Origin of the sequence: Schauerella aestuarii (assembly GCF_009866805.1) — a bacterium.
GTDB lineage: Bacteria > Pseudomonadota > Gammaproteobacteria > Burkholderiales > Burkholderiaceae_B > Schauerella > Schauerella aestuarii.
In genome coordinates, this window is the sequence record NZ_SIZW01000043.1 from 113,617 (window position 1) to 129,213 (window position 15,597).

At 62.5% G+C, this 15,597-nt stretch carries 14 protein-coding genes; 9 read left to right on the forward strand and 5 right to left on the reverse strand.

Annotation, left to right across the window (positions count from 1 at the left end; all coding sequences use genetic code 11):
* Genes EYW45_RS19985 through EYW45_RS20000 form a run of 4 tightly spaced genes read left to right on the forward strand, consistent with a single transcriptional unit; the run spans position 1 to position 3,478 of the window.
* Positions 1 to 1,344 carry an acyclic terpene utilization AtuA family protein gene (locus EYW45_RS19985; RefSeq protein WP_161137230.1) on the forward strand — a complete coding sequence of 448 codons (1,344 nt, stop codon included), beginning with the start codon at positions 1 to 3 and terminating at the stop codon, positions 1,342 to 1,344.
* A gap of 7 nt (positions 1,345 to 1,351) precedes the next feature.
* Positions 1,352 to 1,720: an AtuA-related protein gene (locus EYW45_RS19990; RefSeq protein WP_161137231.1), complete on the forward strand. Its 369-nt coding sequence runs from the start codon at positions 1,352 to 1,354 to the stop codon at positions 1,718 to 1,720.
* A 49-nt stretch (positions 1,721 to 1,769) separates the two neighbouring features.
* On the forward strand, positions 1,770 to 2,735 hold the full coding sequence (locus EYW45_RS19995) for a Bug family tripartite tricarboxylate transporter substrate binding protein (protein ID WP_161137232.1): 966 nt from the start codon (positions 1,770 to 1,772) through the stop codon (positions 2,733 to 2,735).
* Positions 2,732 to 3,478: an SDR family oxidoreductase gene (locus tag EYW45_RS20000; RefSeq protein ID WP_161137233.1), complete on the forward strand. Its 747-nt coding sequence runs from the start codon at positions 2,732 to 2,734 to the stop codon at positions 3,476 to 3,478. Before EYW45_RS19995 ends, EYW45_RS20000 begins: the two co-directional genes overlap by 4 nt.
* A 59-nt stretch (positions 3,479 to 3,537) precedes the next feature.
* On the opposite strand, the gene EYW45_RS20005 is transcribed toward EYW45_RS20000, so the two are convergent.
* Positions 3,538 to 4,356, reverse strand: coding sequence for an aldo/keto reductase (locus EYW45_RS20005; protein WP_161137234.1), 819 nt, complete (start codon positions 4,354 to 4,356; stop codon positions 3,538 to 3,540).
* Between the two features lie 191 nt (positions 4,357 to 4,547).
* On the opposite strand from EYW45_RS20005, the gene EYW45_RS20010 reads away from it, so the two are divergent.
* Both EYW45_RS20010 and EYW45_RS20015 read left to right on the forward strand, forming a co-directional pair.
* Positions 4,548 to 5,105 (forward strand): LemA family protein, encoded by a 558-nt coding sequence (locus tag EYW45_RS20010; RefSeq protein WP_161137235.1) that lies wholly within the window; start codon positions 4,548 to 4,550, stop codon positions 5,103 to 5,105.
* Positions 5,106 to 5,118: 13 nt separating this feature from the next.
* Positions 5,119 to 7,065, forward strand: a complete 1,947-nt coding sequence (locus tag EYW45_RS20015) for a DUF2207 domain-containing protein (protein ID WP_161137236.1) — start codon at positions 5,119 to 5,121, stop codon at positions 7,063 to 7,065.
* A gap of 177 nt (positions 7,066 to 7,242) precedes the next feature.
* Here the strand turns inward: EYW45_RS20015 and EYW45_RS20020 are convergent, their stop codons facing one another.
* Positions 7,243 to 9,375, reverse strand: a complete 2,133-nt coding sequence (locus tag EYW45_RS20020) for a M48 family metallopeptidase (RefSeq protein WP_161137237.1) — start codon at positions 9,373 to 9,375, stop codon at positions 7,243 to 7,245.
* A 117-nt stretch (positions 9,376 to 9,492) separates the two neighbouring features.
* Here EYW45_RS20020 and EYW45_RS20025 point away from each other — a divergent pair, with 117 nt between their 5' ends.
* Complete coding sequence (locus EYW45_RS20025; protein WP_407924943.1) at positions 9,493 to 10,032, forward strand: GNAT family N-acetyltransferase; 540 nt, start codon at positions 9,493 to 9,495, stop codon at positions 10,030 to 10,032.
* Between the two features lie 107 nt (positions 10,033 to 10,139).
* Here the strand turns inward: EYW45_RS20025 and EYW45_RS20030 are convergent, their stop codons facing one another.
* The gene (locus tag EYW45_RS20030) at positions 10,140 to 10,970 is read right to left on the reverse strand and encodes a prohibitin family protein (RefSeq protein WP_235939208.1); all 831 of its coding nucleotides are present in this window, start codon (positions 10,968 to 10,970) and stop codon (positions 10,140 to 10,142) included.
* A 464-nt stretch (positions 10,971 to 11,434) separates the two neighbouring features.
* Between EYW45_RS20030 and EYW45_RS20035 the strand changes: the two genes are divergently transcribed.
* On the forward strand, positions 11,435 to 12,067 hold the full coding sequence (locus EYW45_RS20035) for a Rossmann-fold NAD(P)-binding domain-containing protein (protein ID WP_161137239.1): 633 nt from the start codon (positions 11,435 to 11,437) through the stop codon (positions 12,065 to 12,067).
* Between the two features lie 16 nt (positions 12,068 to 12,083).
* Here the strand turns inward: EYW45_RS20035 and EYW45_RS20040 are convergent, their stop codons facing one another.
* Together EYW45_RS20040 and EYW45_RS20045 are read right to left on the reverse strand one after the other, a co-directional pair.
* On the reverse strand, positions 12,084 to 12,344 hold the full coding sequence (locus EYW45_RS20040) for a helix-turn-helix domain-containing protein (RefSeq protein WP_161137240.1): 261 nt from the start codon (positions 12,342 to 12,344) through the stop codon (positions 12,084 to 12,086).
* 240 nt (positions 12,345 to 12,584) lie between these two features.
* The gene (locus tag EYW45_RS20045; protein WP_161137241.1) at positions 12,585 to 13,025 is read right to left on the reverse strand and encodes a MarR family winged helix-turn-helix transcriptional regulator; all 441 of its coding nucleotides are present in this window, start codon (positions 13,023 to 13,025) and stop codon (positions 12,585 to 12,587) included.
* A gap of 164 nt (positions 13,026 to 13,189) precedes the next feature.
* On the opposite strand from EYW45_RS20045, the gene EYW45_RS20050 reads away from it, so the two are divergent.
* On the forward strand, positions 13,190 to 15,595 hold the full coding sequence (locus tag EYW45_RS20050; protein WP_161137242.1) for a thiamine pyrophosphate-dependent enzyme: 2,406 nt from the start codon (positions 13,190 to 13,192) through the stop codon (positions 15,593 to 15,595).
* Positions 15,596 to 15,597 lie beyond the last annotated feature (2 nt).

Consider the following 15,597-nt stretch of genomic DNA (forward strand, 5'->3'; position numbering starts at 1 on the left):
ATGCGCACGATTGCGGTGGGAGCGGGCGCCGGTTTTTCGGGTGATCGGATCGACGCGCCCGGGCCGGTGGTGGACACCCTGATTGCGCACGACGGCCCGCGCGCACTGATCTTCGAGATGTTGGCTGAGCGCACGTTGGCGTTGCGGCAACTCATGCGGCAGGACGACCCTGACAGCGGGTACGAACCCTTGCTCGAACTGGAGCTGCGGCCGGTGCTGGCACGTTGCCTCGCGCACGACATTCCCATCGTCAGCAACATGGGGGCGGCCAATCCTCGGGGTGCCGCGCGGCACATCCAGCGACTCGCACAGGCGCTGGGTTTGCCGGCGCCCCGGATTGCAGTGGTCGAGGGCGACGACATGTCCACACCGATGGGCATGGAGGAACTTCTCAAGCATCTGACACCGGCCGAGCGCGAACGCAAGCTGGTCAGCGCCAATGTTTATCAGGGATCGTCGTGCATCGCCCGCGCGCTCACCGCCGGCGCGCAGATTGTGATCACCGGACGCGTGGCCGATTCAGCGCTGGTGTTGGGTCCGGCCATGGCTGCGTTCAAGTGGCGCGAGGATCAGTGGGATCAACTGGCCGGTGGGATCCTGGCGGGTCATCTGCTTGAATGCGGTGCGCAGGTCACGGGCGGGTACTTTGCCGATCCGGGTTTCAAGGATGTGCCGGATGTGCACAACCCCGGATTTCCGATCGCCGAGATCGACATCGACGGGGGGTGCGTGATCACGAAAGCCGCGCACACCGGGGGGCTGGTGGATCCGCGTACGGTGAAGGAGCAGATGCTTTATGAAGTGCACGATCCAGCCGCTTACATCACGCCGGATGTGGTGGCGGATTTCAGCGCGGTGGAAGTCGAGCAGATCGGCCCCGATCGCGTTCGCTTGACCGGCATCAAGGGCCATCCTCGCACCGATACGCTGAAGGCCACTGTGTTTTTCGAGGGCGGGTGGCTGGGTGAAGGGGAGATTTCGTACGCGGGCCCCAACGCCGAAGCACGGGCGCGTCTCGCGGCCGACATCATCCGCAAGCGGCTGGGCAACGACTTTACGTTGCGTTTCGATCTGATCGGCGTGATGAGCATCCTGGGCGACGACCGCGGCGCGGCATTGGCGCGGGAGCCCGTGGGCAGCGCTACCGAAGTGCGGTTGCGCATCGCGGCGGCGCATGCGGAGCAGCATCAGATCGATCGGCTGTTGCGTGAAGTCGATGCGCTCTATACCTGCGGGCCGGCGGGCGGCGGCGGGGTGCGGTTGGCCAAGCGCAAGCGGCTCTCGACATCGTCGTGCCTGATCCCGCGCGAGCATGTGCCCGCATCCTTTCATTTTGTGGAGTGACCGCATCATGTCCAGCGACCTCGAAAAGACGGTTCTTCTGCATCGCCTCGCCCACGCGCGTACGGGCGATAAAGGCAACCGCTCCAATATCAGCGTGATTGCTTACCGCGCGGAAGACTATGCGCTGCTGGTGGCAGAGGTGACTGAAGCGCGCGTGATGGCGTTGTTCGCCGATCGTCGGCCCACGGCCGTCAAACGCTATCTGCTGCCCAAGATTGCCGCGATGAATTTCGTGCTCGACGATGTGTTGGACGGCGGTGTCAACGACTCGCTCAATCTCGACACGCACGGCAAATCGTTGTCGTTCCACCTCTTGACGTTGCCGATTGCCTTGCCGGCCGAGCATCCGCAAGCGCAGGGGCAAACGGACGTCTAGGCGCATGTCAAAACAGACCGTCCGCAGGACGGCATAGCAGGAGACAACCATGAATGTTTTGCTTCGACGGCTCGCCAGTGTGACGCTGCTGGCGGTGGGGATGTTCACCGGCGGCGCCGTGCACGCCTATCCGGACCGACCGATACGGGTACTGGTGCCGTTTCCCGCCGGCAGCGCCACCGATCAGTTGGCACGTCTGGTCAGCAGCGACATGCAAAAAGCGCTGGGCCAGACGATGGTGGTTGAAAACAAGCCGGGCGCTCAGGGGATCATCGCTGTGGCGGCGTTAACCGAGAGCGCGCCGGACGGCCATACCCTCATGATCAGTGCGAATACCGCGATCGCCGCCAATGTGAGCCTCTTCAAGAAGCTGCCCTACGATCCGTTGAAGGACTTCACGCCGATCGCCGGATTGGGCTCGAACCTGCTGGTGCTGATGGTGCGGTCGGACTTTCCGGCCAAGACCACCGAAGAATTCATCGCCTACGCAAAGTCGCGTCCGGGCAAACTCTCGGCGGGTTACGGATCGTCGAGCTCGCAAGTGTCGCTGGCGATGTTGAAGTCGATGGCCGGGCTGGATGTGCTGGCCGTGCCGTACAAAGGCATTCCCGACGCGGTGAACGATGTGCTGGGTGGCAATCTCGATTTCACCTTCGTCGATGCGGCCAATGCGCTGGCGCAGTCCAAGGGCGGGCGTTTGCGCGCGATTGCAGTCACGGCCAGAGAAGAGAGCGTACTCACGCCAGGCTGGCCGCCGCTCTCCAAAGTGCTGCCGGGCTTCGAGATCACCGCGTGGTTTGCGCTGGTGGGTCCGGCGAGGCTACCGCAGGACGTGGTCGACAAGCTGACGTCGGCCGCACGCAAGACGCTCGACGATCCGGCGTTGCAGCAGCGGCTGATTGCCAACGGTATCGCACCCGCGTATCAGGATCCGGCCCCCTTGAAAGCGTTCATCGCCACCGAGATCGACAAGTGGGCCAAGCTCGTCAAGGAAGCGGGGATCGAACCGCAATGACGAAAACCATATTGATCACCGGATCCAGCCGGGGGATCGGCGCGGCCATTGCGCGCCTGGCCGCAATCGAGGGCTATCGCGTGGCGGTGAACTATCGCAACGATGAGGCGTCGGCCAACGCGGTGGTGCGTGGCATCTTGGGTGCAGGGGGCGCGGCGATTGCCATACAGGCCGATGTGGGTTTGCCGCACGACGTGGAGCGTTTGTTCGATGCCGTGGATCGCGCATTCGGGCGATTGGATGTGCTCGTGAACAATGCCGGGGTATTGGGCAGTTGCCGCGTGGAAGATATGGACGCGGCGACGCTCGAACGCGTGTTTCGTGCCAACGTCTTCAGCATGTTCTATTGCTCGCGGATGGCTGTGCGGCGGATGTCGACCCGGCACGGCGGTGCAGGGGGGGCGATCGTGAACATGTCGTCGGTGGCATCGCGCCTGGGCGGCATGGCAGGGGGCAGTCATTACGCCGCGACCAAGGGCGCGATCGACAGTTTCTCGCTCGCGCTTGCCAAGGAAGTGGGCACCGAAGGCATCCGGGTAAACACCGTCCGGCCTGGATTGATCGAGACCGATATCCACGACCTTCACGGCGGCACGGCCCATGTGCGCGAGCTCGCGAAGACCGCGGTGCCGATGGCGCGTTCGGGCAGTGCCGAGGAGGTGGCGCAAACGGTGTTGTGGCTGGCCTCGCCACAGGCGTCGTACGTGCACGGCGCCGTGGTGGATGTGGCGGGCGGGCGTTAACGCAGCGTTACCCGGGCGTTAGTCGAGCGTTAGCCTAACCTTCGCCGGGCATGATGCGTTCAATCCCAGGCGGGTGCGAAATCCGGACTGACGCAACGTTCGTTCTTCGGCAGCGCTGCGATCGCGCGGCGATCGTCGTCATCCAGCTTGACTTTGAGCGCATCCAGATTGGCCTGCTGGCTTTCGACGCGCGAGGCTTTCGGAATGGCCAGCACGCCGTCCTGGTCCAGCAACCAACGCAACGCCACCTGTGCGGCGCTGGCATTGTGCTTCTTGCCGATCTCGACCATGGCCGGATGTGCGGTCAGTTTGCCTTGTGCCAATGGGCAGTAGGCCACCACCGGAATCGACTTCGACGCCAGATAGCTGCGCACCGGCGTTTGATCGAGCAGCGCGTGAAACTCGATTTGATTGCAGGCGATCGGTGCACCCACCTCTTCGATCGCCTGGCGCAGCAGGTCGACGGTAAAGTTGCAGACGCCGATCGCACGCGTGCGGCCTTCGGCCTGCAGTTCCGCGAGCGTCTCGAAGATCGCATGCAGGTTCATGTTGGGCGACGGCCAGTGCACCAGGTAAAGATCGACGTAGTCCAGCCGCAGGTTTTTCAGGCTGGCATCGAACGAACGCCGGATGGCATCAGGGGCGAGCTGATCGTGCCAGACCTTGGTGGTGACGTGCAGGTCGCCGCGCGGCACCGAAATATTGGCCAGCGCCTCACCCACGGCGGCTTCATTGCCGTACCGCGTGGCCGTATCGATGTGGCGGTAGCCCAGTTCGATGGCGCTCTCGACGGCGGACCGGCAAACGTCGCCCTCCATCTTGAACGTGCCCAGGCCTAGGCGGGGGATCTGAATGCCCTGTGTGGTCAGCGATTCCATGCGATGTACTCCGTGAACAATCCGACATCATAGTGAACCCGGAACGAATACGCATCTGGATCGATTTCGTTGCGCGCCGTAACGAATGTCGCCGCCGCGGTTCATCCTATTGGGGTTAACTACCCCCTGCGGAAGATGGCGCATGCGTATTGACGCACGGTATCCCCTCACAACAATAAGGATTGAAGTCCATGTCTATCGGCGCCTGGGTGGCCGTTGCGGTTGCTGTCGTTGTCTTGCTGTACGTGATCAAGCTCTATAACAGTCTGGTGCGCCATCGCAACATGACGCGCGAGGGCTGGAGCGGCATCGATGTTCAACTGCGCCGCCGCGTCGATCTGATCCCTAATCTGGTGGAGACCGTGAAATCGTATGCGGCGCACGAGAAGGGCATCTTCGAGGATATCGCCGCCAAGCGCGCACAAAGCATCAACGCCAATGGCGTGGCCGATCAGGCGCAGGCCGAGAAGGCGCTGAGCGGCGCCATCGGGCGGCTCTTCGCGGTGGCCGAGGGCTATCCGCAGTTGAAGGCCGACGGCAATTACCTTCATCTGCAAGCGCAACTGTCCGAGATCGAGGATCACCTGCAGATGGCACGCCGTTACTACAACGGCACGGCCCGCGAACTCAATAACCTGGTCGAGTCGTTTCCCAGCGTGATCGTGGCGTCGAGTTTCGGCTTCAAGGTGGCGCCGTATTTCGACCTGGGCGATCCCGCGGCCGCCACCGTTCCTGCCGTCAAGTTCTGAGCGAGACGCCATCATGAAAGCCTGGCTTGGCGCATTGCTGTTGGCCGTGACGCTGGTGAGCGGCGCACGCGCAGACGAACGCATCACCGATTTCTTCAGCGACATCGCCGTTCAGAAAAACGGTGACCTGATCGTGAGTGAACGGATTCGCTTGATTGCCGAGGGCGACGAGATCTCGCGCGGGATCCTGCGCGATTTCCCCACACGCTATCGGCGCACTGACGGCACGAGCGTGGTCATGGGCTTCGACGTGCTCGGGGTTTCGCGGGGCGGCCACGCAGAACCTTATCAAACCGAGCATCTGACCAACGGCGTGCGCATTCGCATCGGCAGTGGCGATGTGTTGCTGGAGCGCGGCGCGCACGAATATGTGATCCGATACCGCACCACACGTCAGGTCGGCTTTTTCAGCGACGTGGATGAGCTGTATTGGAACGTGACGGGCACCGGGTGGGTGTTTCCCATCGATCGTGCGAGTGCGCGCATCACGCTGCCTCAAGCCGGCGAGATTCTGCGCACGGCGGTGTACACCGGTCGTCAGGGCGCAACCGCGAAGGACGCACGGGTGACGGATCGGCGTGCCGGCAGCGTGTCGTTCGAGACGACGACGCCGTTGGGAATCGAAGAAGGTCTGACCGTGGCGGCCGCGTGGCCCAAGGGCATCGTGGACGCACCCTCGGATCTGCAGATTTGGCTTTACGCCGTGCGCGACAATATCGGTACGGCGGTCGCGTTGCTGGGTTTCATCGTGGTCGCCGTCTTCTATTGGGTGGCGCGCCGGCGCGTGCGCCGCACGTCGCAACCCATGATCGTGCCGTTGTACGAGGCGCCAGAGGGGGTGTCGGCGCCATCGGCACGCTACATCGTGCGGCAAGCCTACGACGACCGGTCGTATGTGGTCGGCATGCTGGAGTTGATTTCGCTGCGCGCCATGCGCATGCGCAAGACCGACACCGGCACCCGTTTCGAACGTGGCGAGCAGGCCGATGCTGCGGCAACGGATCCGGTTCTTGCCGTGATACTCAAGAAGCTGTTTCGCAAGGATCAGGCGTTCGATAACGACGGGCTGGAGAATCGGCGGTTTCGCGACGCACAAGAGCAGGTGCAGACAACGCTGGAGAAAACCTGGGACAAGAAGTTGTTCGTGTCGAGCAGCCCTTGGGCTGGGCGGGGATTGATGCTGTGGCTCGGCTATGTGGTGGCATGCATCGCCGCCGCATGGTGGCAAGAACCCGGATCGCCGGCCTACGGGGTGATCGTCGTGATGTCGATTTTCTGGATGGCGGTGATGACGTTCTACGTCCGCTCGTGGCGCAAGAATGGCTTCAGCGTCGTCGCCACCATCTTCATCGTGATGATGGCGATCCCCATGCTGGGCTTCATCCTCCTTGCGCAGTTGCAGATGTTGTTGAGCGGGCAGTGGGTCGCTTTGACCGTCGTGCTGCCGATGCTGCTGGTGCCCACCGTCATCCGTGGCTTTACCGTGCTGCGCGGCTACACCGAAGCGGGTTATCGCATCCTGGATCAACTTGAAGGCTTCAAGCAGTACCTCACGCTGGCCGAAGGTCCGCGTCTGCAAGCACTCGTCACGCCTGAGGAGAAGCTCGCGGTGTATGAGCGCTGCCTGCCGTATGCCGTGGCGCTGGATGTGGGCCGCGAATGGGCGGCCGCGTTTTCGGGACTGTTTGCCGGCGTGGCGGGCATGGCTGCACTCGAGATGATGCAGCGGGATTACGGCGGTCACGACATGATGCAGCGCGACCCATCGGATATGGTGCGCGAGGTGAGCCGAGATGTGAGTCCGGTGAGTACGCCGTCGTCGTCCAGCGCGCCCGGGTCGAGCGGGAGCTGGTCGAGCAGCTCATCGTCATCCTCGTCGAGCTCTTCGTCGTCCAGCGGCTCCTCCGGTGGCGGATCGTCGGGCGGCGGAGGGGGGGGCGGTGGCGGTTCAGGCTGGTAGGCGGCAAGCGCTCACCGACGTGTTCCTGTTTGGCCTGGCTTGGCTAGGCCTGGACCGGCTTGGCTAGCTTGAGCCGGCTTGATTAGCCCGGCCTGAGGGCAGGTCACAGCCAGCCTTGAACAAGCGCAGCAACCCTGCGCTGGCGAGATGGCCGCCCCGTAGAGGGCGGCTTGGGACTCAGGCCCGGTCGTGCAGGATCTGGCGCGCCTGTCCCGCCTTCAGATAGTTCGACAGCAAATCGAGCAGTTGATCCGGTTTCAGGCGCTCGCCGTTGGCCGACGCCTGCGCCATCAGAATCGTCAACGTGCGTTTGCGCGCATTGAACTTGCCGCCGCGCGCACCCACTTTGCGCGGCAGCATCCGAGGCGTGCCCGCCTCGGGCTCCAACGTCAGGGTGATGCGGATGCCGTTGCCGACCTGCAGGCCCATGTCGGCGATATGCGCGATGGGTAACGGATCGGCCACGTTCGCGATGATGAAGTGATCCGGGGTGAGTGTGATCAGCGGCTTGTCGTGGTCGCGCACGAAATGCCGGCCGCGCCAGAACAGCCCGGCGGAAAATACGCCGAACAACGCCGCGACGATGATCACGGTGGTGAACGAATTGCCCAGCGTGGTTGCCGTCATCAGGCCAAAAACAAGCATCGACGCTGTAACGAGGGCGAAGAACCCGCCAAACACGTACATCAAAATGCCGTGCTTGCGTGCGCCTTCCACGAGCGTGGTTTCGTCCTGGACGGCGTCGGCGTGCGCCTGGAGCAATTCGGTGATTTCCTGGTCTTGCGCCTTCACGTGTGCGTCGAAGTCGTCAGACAGCGCTCGGCGCAGCGGTGCGGCGTTGCCAAGATAATCATCCAGCGTTTTCAGGCCTTCGCTTACCGTGACCGGGCGCAGACCGCGTGCGAGCACGGCGGGCACGGTGGTGCCGAGCGCTTCGATCCGGTTGCGCGTGGGCGGGTGCGAATCGGTGGGGTGGGGCAGGCGTTCGTCAAGGTGCTCGTCGGGCGCCGTCAGCGGGGCGCCGCTCAGCGCGCGCAGCAACTGCTCGATGGCGTCTTCAGCAATCGCATCGGACGCTTCCGCGCGTGCGCTCAACGCCTGGTCGATGCGCGGCATCATGGCCACGCTGCGCACCAGCGCGGCACCGGCGGCTTCTGCGCTGGAGACACGAACGCCAGTGGCATCCGCAGCAAACTCGCGTTCACGCTTCCAGTGATTGACGCTGTGATCGAACTGTTCCATGAAGAACACCCCGAACAGAAACGCCGGTCGCATCATCGTGCGTTGCAGGAGGTCGCCCTGGATGATCGAGCCGGCAACCACATGCAAGCTGCGCGACACGCCATCGTAGATGGGCACGAAGCGTTGGCTGTATTCCGTATCGGCACCGGCGAAGTGACCCAGTTCATGCCCGATGATGGCGCTGGTTTCGTCACGATCCAGTGTGGCAAGGTACGGCAATGGCAGGTAGAGGGTACGGCCGTGCAGCACTTGCGCACTGGGCTGCAGCAGGACGTCGTGCGACGTCACGTAAAAGCCCTCGGTCAAGCCCACCACGATATGGTCGGGCGGCAGGGCGCCCAGGCGAGTGGCCAGGCCGCGCACGTAATCCCACAGCGCGGGGCTTTCGGCTTCCGATACCGTACGGCCCAATGCATCCATCGGCGTGGGCTCGAACATCTGGAGCATCAGGCCCAGTTGCTTGAACATGCTCCAGGCGGTGAAGAGGCAGCCGAAGGCAATGGCGGCGCCGGCCAGCAGCAGCTTGAAATCGCCTGAAGACATGCGGCCCATGTGCCACATGCCCAATGCTTCGAACACGATGATGGTTGCGGCAGCGGCAGCGATGATGGCGATGTGGCTCACGAGCACATAGGGCAGCAGCCGGCGGCCCGCTTCGAAGGCCCGCAGCATGCGCGCACGTGATTGGCGGGCGATCCCGCCCGCGGCAATGGTGGCCGCCAATGCGAGCGCACCGATCGTGGCCGCGATGATGCCCAAGGCGATCGTGGCCACGGCCAAGCCGACGCGCACGGCGGACAGCGCCAGCATCGTGCCCATTTCGTCGGCCGCGCTTTCGAAGCGCGACAAGGCCAGGGTCGCCGCCATTTTCTGGTCACCCACCGTAACGGACGTCATGGGCCGCTCGGCCACGAGTTGCCGCAGTTTCGGAATCGACTCGTCCAAATTGGCAGCAAGCGATTGCAGATCCGCCCGATCTTCGTCGGCCCGTATTTTTTCCCAGGTGCCGAACGCTGTCATCAGCAGGGGAACCAGGATGAGCAGGGCAATTAATTTCAGGAGCTTCATGAGGTGCCGCCGAGGCGATGGAAATTTGAAGGTCGCGATGCTAACCGGCAGCGCTGGTGGCCACTGCGTCCTTTACGCGTGGTTACGGCTTTAACGTCAGCACTTAAAATAGGCTGAATGACCTTGCAATCTTCCTATCGCATCCGGCCCATGCTGCCGTCTGACGTGACCGGTGTTCTGGATGTCCAAGCGCTGGCTTACACCCACATCCTGCTTGAGGACGCCGACTTCTTTCTCAACCGGTTGGCGCTCGCGCCCGATCATTGTTGGGTGGCGGCAAGCGATACGGCGCACGTCGGCGCTTACTTGATCGCTTATCCATGGGTGGACGGCGTGCCGCCCGCCCTGAACGTTGCCGTCGCGCGTCTTCCTGCAGTATGCACCAGTTGGTTTCTGCACGACTGTGCCGTGCACCCTGAGGCGCAAGGCACGGGGTTGGGCGGTCGGCTACTGCGGACGGCGGCGGCACGGGCTGGCGCGGACGGTTTCGCACACGCGAGTCTGGTGTCATTGGAGAGCGCGGTGCCCTACTGGCTGCGGCACGGCTATACGCCGGCATCCCAGTTGTCGCCGGATCTCACCGCCAAGCTCGTGGGTTACGGCGCGGGTGCTCGCTATATGACGCGAGCGCTGGAGGCCGCTCGCACGGCGCCTTGAAGGCGCAGAAACTTGCGTCAGCGCCGGCGCGGATGGCTCGTGCGGCGACGGCGATGCGATCGATCGCCGCATGCAGTTGGCCGCATCGCGCAAGCGAGCCTGACGCTTTACTTGATGCCGATGAAGGGCAGGGCAGAGCCCGGCACCTGCGTGGCGGGCAGCTTGCCGTCCCAACGCTCGACCGCATTCAAGCTGACCAGGTTGGTATTGGCGGCGAGTGCCTTGGCACGCGCCTCGATGGCAGAGGCTTCGGCTTCACCGCGCAGACGGATGCCGTCGGCTTCGGCCGTGAAGCGTTCGCGTTGCGCGTCCGCATCGGCCTTGGCCTGCACCACGATGATTTCGGCATTGATGGTGGCGGTTTCCTTCTGCTGGCGTGTGGTTTCGATCTGCACCTGCGCAAGCATGCGCTGTTCGATCGACTGCTCGTAAGCCGTCGAAAAACCCACCTCTTCGATCTGTACGCCCACGATCATCACCGGTGTCTCGCCCATCGCCGCGCGCACGGCAGCGTTCACGTCCACACCGAGCTTCTCGCGATTCTGGATCGCGCTCACGGCGGTGAATTTGCCGAACACGTTCTTCACCACATCGTAGGTTTTGCGTTCAAGCACGCGCACCTGCATGTTCTCGAGATTGCCGTACTCCGAGTACAGATCGTCCACACGCTCGGGCGGCACGCGGTAGGTTACCGACACGCGCAAGGTGGCCGGTTGCTGGTCGAAGCTGTAGGCCTCGAGCTTGGCGAAGTTGAATGTGTGATCGCGCACGGAGATATGGCGCACTTCATCGATGAACGGCACCTTGAAATCCAGGCCCGGTTCGGAGATGCGCGTGATCTTGCCGTTGCGCAGCACCACGCCGCGTTCGCCCTGGTCGACCTGATACCAGGAGCCCAGTGCGCAGAAGATGATGACGGCGAAAATGACGGCGCCCATGCCAATGTATTTGATCGACCCGCCATCGATCTTCGGCCCGCGGCCGTTGGGGGAAATATCTGTGGGCTTCATAGCGCTTCCGATTTTCATTATTTGTTTTTGCGATTGTGGGCACGAATGCCCTGGACGAGAAAGTAGGCCACGACGGCGGCCCCAATGATGATCAAGACGATGCGCATGGCGGCTCCGCGTCGATGTAAACCGGCAAGCACCGGCGGGACGCGATTATCCGGATAACGGCACGGCTGTGCCGCGATGTTGCATAACGTTGCGATTGCGGGGCATGGCACTGCCATGTTGAGGGCACGGCGGGTGCATTGCTGGCGCAGTCGCGCGCTGTAGCGGCGCGATATGCACGCGTAGTTTCGGCGCGCCAGCCTACAATTGGTCGGGCAATGCGAGCGGTATGTGCGCACGCTCTACGATGCGGTTGTCCGATCGGCTACGTAAGAGAAGGGATAGCGATGAACACGGTCATGCTGGTAGGTGCCACGGGGCTGGTAGGCGCGGAAGTGCTCAAGCGATTGCTTGCCGATGCGCGGGTCGATCGCGTGGTGGCGTTGACCCGACGGCCCTTGCCTGCGCACACCAAACTCGTCAATCCCATCGTCAACTTCGATGCACTGGCTTCCGATGAGCCGTGGTGGAAGGTGGACAGCGTGATCTGCACACTGGGTACGACGATCAAAGCCGCCGGTTCGCAGGCTGCGTTTCGGCGTGTGGACCACGGCTATCCGCTCACTGTGGCTACACTCGCGCATCGTCATGGCGCCACGTGCTTTGCGCTCAACTCGGCGCGCGGCGCGGATTCTGAATCGCGAATCTTCTATTCCCGGATCAAGGGCGAGGTGGAGCGCGATATCGAGCGCATCGGCTTTCGGTCATTGGCGATCGTGCGGCCCGGGCTGATTGGTGGCGATCGCGCGGAAAAGCGAACCGGCGAACACATCGCATCCTTAGTGTTGGGGGCGCTGGCGCCGGTTCTGCCGCGCCGGTTTCGCATCAATCCGGCGGCACATATCGCCGAGGCATTGGTGTCGGCAGCGCTGGGCGGTGAGTCGGGTAAGCACGTCGTATTGTCTGAGATGCTGGTGTGATTTGCTTGACGCTGACTCACCAGTTCGGACCATCCGATGATTCGTGCGTGGGCGATTTGTCGGCGTTGCGCAGCACAAGCTCCACCCCCAGAATGCTCAGAACTTCCAGCAGGCGATCGGCACTTACTTTCGCAGCATTGCGCTCGAGAGAGGACAGTGATTGTTGGGTGACTCCCAAACGCATGGCAACAGCGGATTGCGTCAGGCCTGATTGCCTGCGAAAAGCCTTGAGCAGTATAGGCATCTGCTGAGCAGTGCGTACGGTAAAGTCCGCCATACAAATCCCATGTTGTAGACCCAATTTACAAACTATAGTGCGTAAACAATGAATACGTACTTTGGTTTGCAAGGCATGTGAACAAGCTGAAGGTTAGTTGCCAGGGCTGATCGCAGCGCGTCTAGCGGGTCGGCCGTTTCTCGAGATGCACCTGCCTCCCGTCTTCCGGTACATCTTCGGCATGCGCTTCCACGTCGCTCGAACCCGACGGGCCATCATCACCTGCCGGATCTGGATCGCTCAGCGGTAGTGCGCGATCAAACGCCGCAGCGTTTCTTTCAACGCCTTCGATTCGCCCGGCATCAGGTCTTCCATCACCTGATCCTCGTGTTTCTTCGCCTGTTTGATCAGCGACGCGATCAACTTCTTGCCGGGATCGGTGATGCGCACGAGCGTGACGCGGCCATCGGTGGCGTGCGCCACGCGTTGCACGTGTCCGAGCACTTCCAGTCGATCGAGCAGACGTGTGACGGTGGGCTGCTTGGTGGTGGCCATGTCCGCCAGGCTGCCGATGCTGATTTCTCCCGCGCCGTAAAGCGTGGCGAGCACACGCCATTCAGTGACGGAAACGCCGTTCTTGCGCACCGTCTTGTGAAATTCATCCGATATCAAGTGACTGGCCTGCGCGAGCAGGGCCGGGAGATAGTCGTCGATGAACGGATGATTGTCGTGGTCTGACATAAATGGGGTGACACGCTCGCGGGAAAACGCGAGCAGTGTGTCACAAACGCGACGGCAGGGCGAGCTTGCGGGAAAACCATGATTTTGAATATATTGGTTTGAAAATATATTACTTCGGATGGAATTCTTTCGCGACACCCCGATTTCCCCACCAAAGGCGACATATGGCTGAGCGTTCATTCGTTGAAGAGGTCAAGAAATTGCGGCTTGGCGCGGGCGAGGTGTTCAGCGGCGAGGGCATTCTGGCCGTGACCAAGGCGCTGCTCGAGTCGGGCGTGGCCTATGTGGCGGGTTACCAGGGCGCTCCGATTTCGCATCTGATGGACGTGCTGGCCGATGCGCAGGACATTCTCCAGGAGCACGGCATCCGTTTCGAGAACAGCGCCAGCGAGGCCACCGCGGCTGCCACATTGGCGGCCTCGGTCAACTACCCGTTGCGCGGTGCCGTCACATTCAAGGCTACGGTGGGCACCAATGTGGCATCGGACGCGTTGGCCAACCTGGCGTCCGGTGGGGTAACGGGTGGCGCATTGATTATCGTGGGCGAAGACTACGGCGAGGGGTCGTCGATCATGCAGGAGCGCAGCCACGCATTCGCGATGAAGTCGCAGATGTGGCTGCTCGATCCGCGTCCCAACCTGCCCTGTATCGTGCAATCGGTGAAAGACGGCTTCGATTTATCCGAAGCGACCAATACGCCGGTGATGCTGCAATTGCGGATCCGTGCATGCCACGTGCACGGTCAGTTTGTGGCCTCGGATAACCGCCGGCCCGCGTTCACCATCAAGGAGGCGATGGAAACACCGCATCGCGATGTGAGCCGCATTGTGTTGCCGCCGGCAAGCTTTCTGCATGAGCAGGAGAAGATCAAGGATCGCTGGCCGGCGGCGATCAAGTTTATCGAGCAACGTCAGCTCAATGAGTTTTTCTCTGAAGGCGCCGACGACATCGGCCTGATCGTGCAAGGTGGGGGCTACAACACGGCCATCCGGGCGCTCGATCATTTGGGGCTGTCGGACGTGTACGGTGAGTCGGCGATACCGCTTTACGTGATGAACGTGGCGTACCCCTTGATCGACTCCGAACTGTTGCGCTTCTGCGAAGGCAAGCGCGCGGTGCTGGTGCTGGAAGAAGGGCAGCCGAATTTCGTCGAGCAAAACATCGCGTCGATTCTGAGACGCGCGGGTCACACGGCGGCGCTGCATGGCAAGGATATGCTGCCGATGGCGGGGGAATACACCGCAGCCACGATGTTGAAGGGGATTCGTCTTTTCCTGGAGCATTACGGGCGTATCGAGCCGGTGCCGGTGGAGCCGGTGGCGCGGCGCGTGATTCCGCTCGTGGCGCAGGAAGTACGCCGGACGACGGTGCCTGCGCAGGTGTCAGGCAATGCGGGCGCGGAGGCGATCGGGCAAGGCAATGCAGGTGGGGAGGCCCGTGGCAGGGTCGATGCCGGTGCAAACGCCAACGCCAACGCTGGTTCAAACGCCAACGCTGGTTTAAACGCCAACGCCAACGTCGATGCCGACGCGCCGGAAGGCGCAGGGCAAACGCCGTTGACGCCCGCCGACGTGGCGATGGCCGAAGAAGAAACACCGGCGCCCGTGCTGGCGTTGGAAGATACCGTGCATGCACGCCCGCCGGGTTTCTGCACGGGGTGTCCGGAACGGCCCATCTTCACCGCCATGAAACTGGTCGAGCGCGAACTGGGCCCGCATCACGTTTCGGCCGATATCGGTTGCCATTTGTTTTCAATCCTGCCGCCGTTCAATCTGGGCAATACCACGATGGGGTACGGGCTCGGCGCAGCAGGGGCGGCCGCGTTGAACGTGCCGGCGGGCAAGCGCGCCATCTCGGTGATGGGCGATGGCGGCTTCTGGCACAACGGTTTGACGAGCGGCATCGCCAACGCGGTGTTCAATCGCAGCGACAATCTGACGATCGTCGTCGACAACAGCTATACCTCGGCCACGGGCGGACAGGACATTCTGTCGTCAAAGGCCTTGAATCCCACGCGCAGTACCGGTCACCTGATCGAGAAGGCGGCGCGCGGTGTGGGCGTGGAATGGGTAAAGACCATCCGGCGCACCTACGATTTGAAGGCGATGACGGACACATTGCGCGAGGCGCTCACCACGACCGTGAAAGGGCCCAAGGTGCTGGTGGCGCAAAGCGAATGCATGCTCAATATGCAACGGCGCGAGAAGCCTAAAGTGCGTCAGGCGATCGCCGCGGGTGAACGCGTGGTGCGCGAGCGATTTGGTGTCGATGCCGATACCTGTACGGGCGATCACTCGTGCATCCGGCTATCGGGTTGCCCGTCGCTTTCGATCAAACCCAATCCCGATCCGCTGCGCACCGATCCGGTGGCCACCGTGATGGATAGCTGTGTGGGTTGCGGCTTGTGCGGCGAGGTATCGCACGCTGCGGTGTTGTGCCCCTCGTTTTATCGCGCGCAGATCGTGAGCAATCCCACGCGTTGGGATCGGGCGCGGCAGCGGCTGCGTGGTGCCGTGATCGGCTGGCTGCAACGGCGCGCCGAAGCACGTCGCGCGCAGTGGGTGCTGTGATG

Excerpts from the sequence above, each read along its gene's own strand:
- EYW45_RS20015 (WP_161137236.1), top strand. The coding sequence starts at position 5,119 with ATGAAAGCCTGGCTTGGCGCATTGCTGTTGGCCGTGACGCTGGTGAGC.
- EYW45_RS19990 (WP_161137231.1), top strand. The coding sequence starts at position 1,352 with ATGTCCAGCGACCTCGAAAAGACGGTTCTTCTGCATCGCCTCGCCCAC.
- EYW45_RS20010 (WP_161137235.1), top strand. The coding sequence starts at position 4,548 with ATGTCTATCGGCGCCTGGGTGGCCGTTGCGGTTGCTGTCGTTGTCTTG.
- EYW45_RS19995 (WP_161137232.1), top strand. The coding sequence starts at position 1,770 with ATGAATGTTTTGCTTCGACGGCTCGCCAGTGTGACGCTGCTGGCGGTG.
- EYW45_RS20035 (WP_161137239.1), top strand. The coding sequence starts at position 11,435 with ATGAACACGGTCATGCTGGTAGGTGCCACGGGGCTGGTAGGCGCGGAA.
- EYW45_RS19985 (WP_161137230.1), top strand. The coding sequence starts at position 1 with ATGCGCACGATTGCGGTGGGAGCGGGCGCCGGTTTTTCGGGTGATCGG.
- EYW45_RS20025 (WP_407924943.1), top strand. The coding sequence starts at position 9,493 with ATGACCTTGCAATCTTCCTATCGCATCCGGCCCATGCTGCCGTCTGAC.
- EYW45_RS20020 (WP_161137237.1), bottom strand. The coding sequence starts at position 9,375 with ATGAAGCTCCTGAAATTAATTGCCCTGCTCATCCTGGTTCCCCTGCTG.
- EYW45_RS20050 (WP_161137242.1), top strand. The coding sequence starts at position 13,190 with ATGGCTGAGCGTTCATTCGTTGAAGAGGTCAAGAAATTGCGGCTTGGC.
- EYW45_RS20045 (WP_161137241.1), bottom strand. The coding sequence starts at position 13,025 with ATGTCAGACCACGACAATCATCCGTTCATCGACGACTATCTCCCGGCC.
- EYW45_RS20030 (WP_235939208.1), bottom strand. The coding sequence starts at position 10,970 with ATGGGCGCCGTCATTTTCGCCGTCATCATCTTCTGCGCACTGGGCTCC.
- EYW45_RS20000 (WP_161137233.1), top strand. The coding sequence starts at position 2,732 with ATGACGAAAACCATATTGATCACCGGATCCAGCCGGGGGATCGGCGCG.
- EYW45_RS20040 (WP_161137240.1), bottom strand. The coding sequence starts at position 12,344 with ATGGCGGACTTTACCGTACGCACTGCTCAGCAGATGCCTATACTGCTC.
- EYW45_RS20005 (WP_161137234.1), bottom strand. The coding sequence starts at position 4,356 with ATGGAATCGCTGACCACACAGGGCATTCAGATCCCCCGCCTAGGCCTG.